The 3,867-nt window shown below is 62.1% G+C and carries 4 protein-coding genes and 1 pseudogene; 2 read left to right on the forward strand and 3 right to left on the reverse strand.

Features of this window, described 5'->3' with window-relative positions; genetic code table 11:
- Positions 1-406: hypothetical protein (locus tag WBB85_RS20420; protein ID WP_432640424.1), on the forward strand; the 406-nt coding region annotated here is incomplete at its 5' end.
- Positions 407-726: 320 nt separating this feature from the next.
- Here the strand turns inward: WBB85_RS20420 and WBB85_RS20425 are convergent.
- Positions 727-1,116, reverse strand: coding sequence for a DM13 domain-containing protein (locus tag WBB85_RS20425; RefSeq protein ID WP_432640425.1), 390 nt, complete (start codon positions 1,114-1,116; stop codon positions 727-729).
- A gap of 149 nt (positions 1,117-1,265) precedes the next feature.
- Here WBB85_RS20425 and WBB85_RS20430 point away from each other — a divergent pair, with 149 nt between their 5' ends.
- Positions 1,266-1,856 (forward strand): TetR/AcrR family transcriptional regulator, encoded by a 591-nt coding sequence (locus tag WBB85_RS20430; protein ID WP_432640426.1) that lies wholly within the window; start codon positions 1,266-1,268, stop codon positions 1,854-1,856.
- A gap of 118 nt (positions 1,857-1,974) precedes the next feature.
- Here the strand turns inward: WBB85_RS20430 and WBB85_RS20435 are convergent.
- Positions 1,975-3,320, reverse strand: a pseudogene (locus tag WBB85_RS20435) (uracil-xanthine permease family protein).
- 48 nt (positions 3,321-3,368) lie between these two features.
- A complete protein-coding gene (locus WBB85_RS20440) occupies positions 3,369-3,863 on the reverse strand; it encodes an ureidoglycolate lyase (RefSeq protein ID WP_432640427.1) in 495 nt (164 codons plus the stop codon).
- Positions 3,864-3,867: the final 4 nt, after the last annotated feature.

The raw sequence follows: 3,867 nt of genomic DNA on the forward strand, positions 1-3,867 counted from the left end.
CTATGACAACTCACCCTTTTCCGTTCTGGAACTTGACAGCGGCGGCGGACGCATCGACAGCGCACAGTCCATCGGCGACTTCGTCGTCAAGAACCAGATTGAAGTGCATGTCAATGGAACCTGCGCCAGCGCATGCGTGATAGTCGCGTTGCGCGCCCGTCGGCTTCTGGCGCTGCCCGAGGCTGACTTCGGCTTTCACCGCGGGAGTGCCATCGCCGACACGGACAGCGAATTGGGCCGGTTTGCTGGCCGGACGGCTACTCTGGAAATGTTCAAGGAGTTACGAAAAGGCGGTATACCTGACGAGATCCTGCAGGTTGGGCAAGAAACATCAGCCGATTCCATGTACTATGTGACAGGGCAAAAGCTGCATGCGGCGGGGGTGGTGGACGCTTTGATTGAATAAGCTTGGTGCGACCGAACCATTTCTGTAGATCGGATTCTGACGGCACCACGCATTGCACGTTTAATCAGGTCCTATCCGAAACGAAAGCCCGGGCCGGGCAACAGCGGCAGATTTCAAACCAATTCCCGGTGTGTTCGAACAAAACGAGGGACTCTCTACCTTGCAATGACGGCGGCAGGCAGGAGGAAGGGGGGCGGAGGGAGGAACTGTATCCGCTTCGTCTGGCACGACACCAGATGATACTGTTCCAACTGCAATCCCGACGCCGCGCGACTGATGGCAGCTTAGGGTGGGGTTCGACCCCACCCTACCCGGATTGGTCAGTTCAGTGACGCCACGCCAAGGGCGACGCTGAATTCCAAGCACCAGATATACACTTCGTTATAGTCCTCGACATTGACCGAGGCGGGCACGACGAAGATCTGCAATCCGGTATCGGCCATCAGCTTGCCCAGATCACTCGCCACGTCGAATTCTCCGTCGCGACCAAAGCCGACATGCGGATCGGGCGCGCCATCAAGGCTGAAATCGCTGTCAAGGATCACCACGGCACCGCCATCTGCGGTGCGGACAACCTGCACACCGCCGGTGGTGACATGTTCGTTGGCGCCGGTGAAGCCGCCCTTCATCGCGGCATTCGCGCCCATGGGCATGATCATAACCATCGCGGTCACGGCGGCGGCGAGGATCGGTGTCAGAAGCTGTTTCATAATCTGTCCTTTCGGGTTGATCTTGGCGCCGGACATCCAGCGGCAAGTCCCCGATAGCATTAGGAACCAAACAGTTCCAAACACAAGCGCGTGAATTATTGACCTTTCGGTTCCAAACCTCTACCTGATCCCGGACAGGAGGGTGCCAGATGGCCAGACCACGCGAATTCGATGAGGATGACGCCATTGAAAAGGCGCTCGGCGTTTTCTGGGCACTTGGCTATGACGGAACCGCATTGCCCGACCTTCTGACCGGAATGGGGCTCACGCGCGGCAGCGTCTACAAGGCGTTCAAAAGCAAGAAGGCGCTCTTCCTGACCGTGCTCGACCGGTATGAGACCGAAGCCGTGGCCATGGCGGTCAACATGCTCACCGATCCCGCAATGCCCAACGGACGCGACCGGATCATGGCGCTCTTCAACCATATCGCCCTGGTGGCAGAGGCAGGCGACCGAAGGGGATGCCTGCTCTGCTCGGCCGCCGCCGGACCCGCCGCGACCGACCCCGAAATCGCGGGCGCAGTGGAACGCGGGCTGGGCCAGATCCGCGATGGGTTTGAGATGGCCCTCAGCGCCTCGGACATCCCCGGCATGCACGAGGCAGGCCCCCGCGCCGACCGGGCCGAAGCGCTCATCACCTTCTATGTCGGCATGCGTATCCTCGCCCGGTCCGAAGTCCGGCCCGGCGGTCAGAAGGCCAGCACCCGCGCGCTGTCATCCCTGTTGGGTGCCGCCATCTGAGGCCGGGACCCATCGCCCGGACCACGGCCTTGCCGTGGACCGGGCATATGTCTTGCGCCCGGTACGGGCGCTCAATCAGATAGAGGCGTTTCGGGTTCCCGTGGAAACGCGAAACGCCTTACTCCTCGATCGTCTCGGGCAGGACCAGATTGAGCACGATCGCAATGATCGCGGTCGGCAACAGGCCCGAGGTCATCAGGATCTGCGCAGTCTTCGGCAGATGCTGCAGTGCACCGGGTTCAAGCTGCAACCCGAAACCGATCGACAGCGATATCGCGAAGATCACCATGTTGCGGCGATTCCAGGTGACATCCGACAGCATGTTGACGCCCGCGGCGGCAACCATGCCGAACATCACGATCACGCCGCCCCCCAGAACATTGATCGGCACCGTCTGGATCACCGCGCCGATCTTCGGAATGAGGCCGCAGACGATCAGGAAGAGCGCTCCGATTGTAACGACATGGCGGCTCATCACGCCGGTCATCGCGATCAGTCCGACATTCTGACTGAACGAGGTGTTGGGCAGACCGCCGAAGATCCCCGCCACAGCCGTGCCGAGCCCGTCGGCAAAGGTCGCCCCCGCAACCTCCTTGTCCGTCGCCTCGCGGCCCGCACCGCCCTTGGTGATGCCCGACGTGTCGCCCACGGTCTCGATCGCCGAGACGACCGCCATCAGACACATGCCGATGATGATCGCGCCGTTCATCTCGAACCCCCATTTGAAGGGCAGCGGCGGCGCGAACAAGGCTGCCCCGCCGATCCGGCCGAAATTCACCTGCCCCATCATCGCCGCGACGATATAGCCGACGATGATCCCGATCAGGACGGCCGCCACGGCCATGAAACCGCGGGTGAAGAACTTGAGCGCAAGTGTCACGACAATGACCACAAGGGCCGGGAACCACATCGCCATGGACCCGTATTCCGGCTTGCCGATCAGCGGCACCCCTCCGGCGGCATATTGAATGCCGACCTTGACCAGCGCGAGGCCGATCATCAGGACGATCAGCCCGGTCACAAGCGGCGGCAGCGCATAACGGATGCGGCCGATAATGAAGCCAAGGCAGAAATGGAAGCAGCCGCCGATGACCACCCCGGTCATCAACCCGGCAAGTCCCGCCGTGCCAAGCCCGGCCACAGCCGGGATCATGATCGGTACGAAGGCGAAACTCGTCCCCTGCACGATGGGCAGCCTTGCCCCGACCGGCCCCATGCCGATGGTCTGAAAGAGTGTGGCGATACCGGCAAAGAGCATCGACATCTGGATCATGTAGAGCATCGGCGTCAGATCATCCGAGCCAAAGCCCACCCCCGCCGCCCCGCGACAATGATCGCGGGCGTGACGTTCGAGACGAACATCGCCAGTACGTGCTGAATTCCGAGCGGTACGGCCTTCGCCAAAGGCGGCGTGTAGTCGGGATCGCGGAGCTGCTCCGGCGTCCCGATGGAAGTATCGGTCATGTCTCTCTCCCTCTTTATCGCGCGTTTCGGGCCGTTGACCGGCCTTCGTCAGTTGTTTGACACCACAAGAATGGGCGTCGGGAACCAGTATTCCTGAAGATTGGGCGTATCGCCGATCCGGTCGATCACGGCGAAGAGGCCGGGGCCGGAAAGCGGGGTCAGAACGCCATGCCAGATGTTCCGGTGAAGATTGATCCCCTGCCCCGGCGCGGTCACGAAGGCGCGCGGACAGCCCGGCATGCCCCCTTCATCCGGAGCAGTGATGACAAGGAAGGGGTCCATCGACATCGGCAGAAAAGCCTGCGACCCCTCCGGGTGCCGCTCAACCATCTCGAGCCGGTAGGGCAGCGCGCGCGTCTCGGCCCTGAAGACCGAGATCCCCGCCCGCCCGCCCGGCCCGAAATCCAGCCGCGCCCGGTCATGATAGCGGCCGCAAAGCCCCTGATTGATGATCCGGTCCGGATCGCCGGATGCGTCCAATATATCGCCGAAGGGAGCGAAGGCGGATGACGTCAGCGGTTCGGTCTGGACCCTATCGGTCATCGGC

It is taken from the genome of Albidovulum sp., from assembly GCF_049646345.1.
In the GTDB taxonomy this organism is placed as follows: Bacteria; Pseudomonadota; Alphaproteobacteria; order Rhodobacterales; family Rhodobacteraceae; genus Albidovulum.

Coding starts and splice junctions, on each gene's coding strand:
- WBB85_RS20440 (WP_432640427.1), bottom strand. CDS start 3,863: ATGACCGATAGGGTCCAGACCGAACCGCTGACGTCATCCGCCTTCGCT.
- WBB85_RS20430 (WP_432640426.1), top strand. CDS start 1,266: ATGGCCAGACCACGCGAATTCGATGAGGATGACGCCATTGAAAAGGCG.
- WBB85_RS20425 (WP_432640425.1), bottom strand. CDS start 1,116: ATGAAACAGCTTCTGACACCGATCCTCGCCGCCGCCGTGACCGCGATG.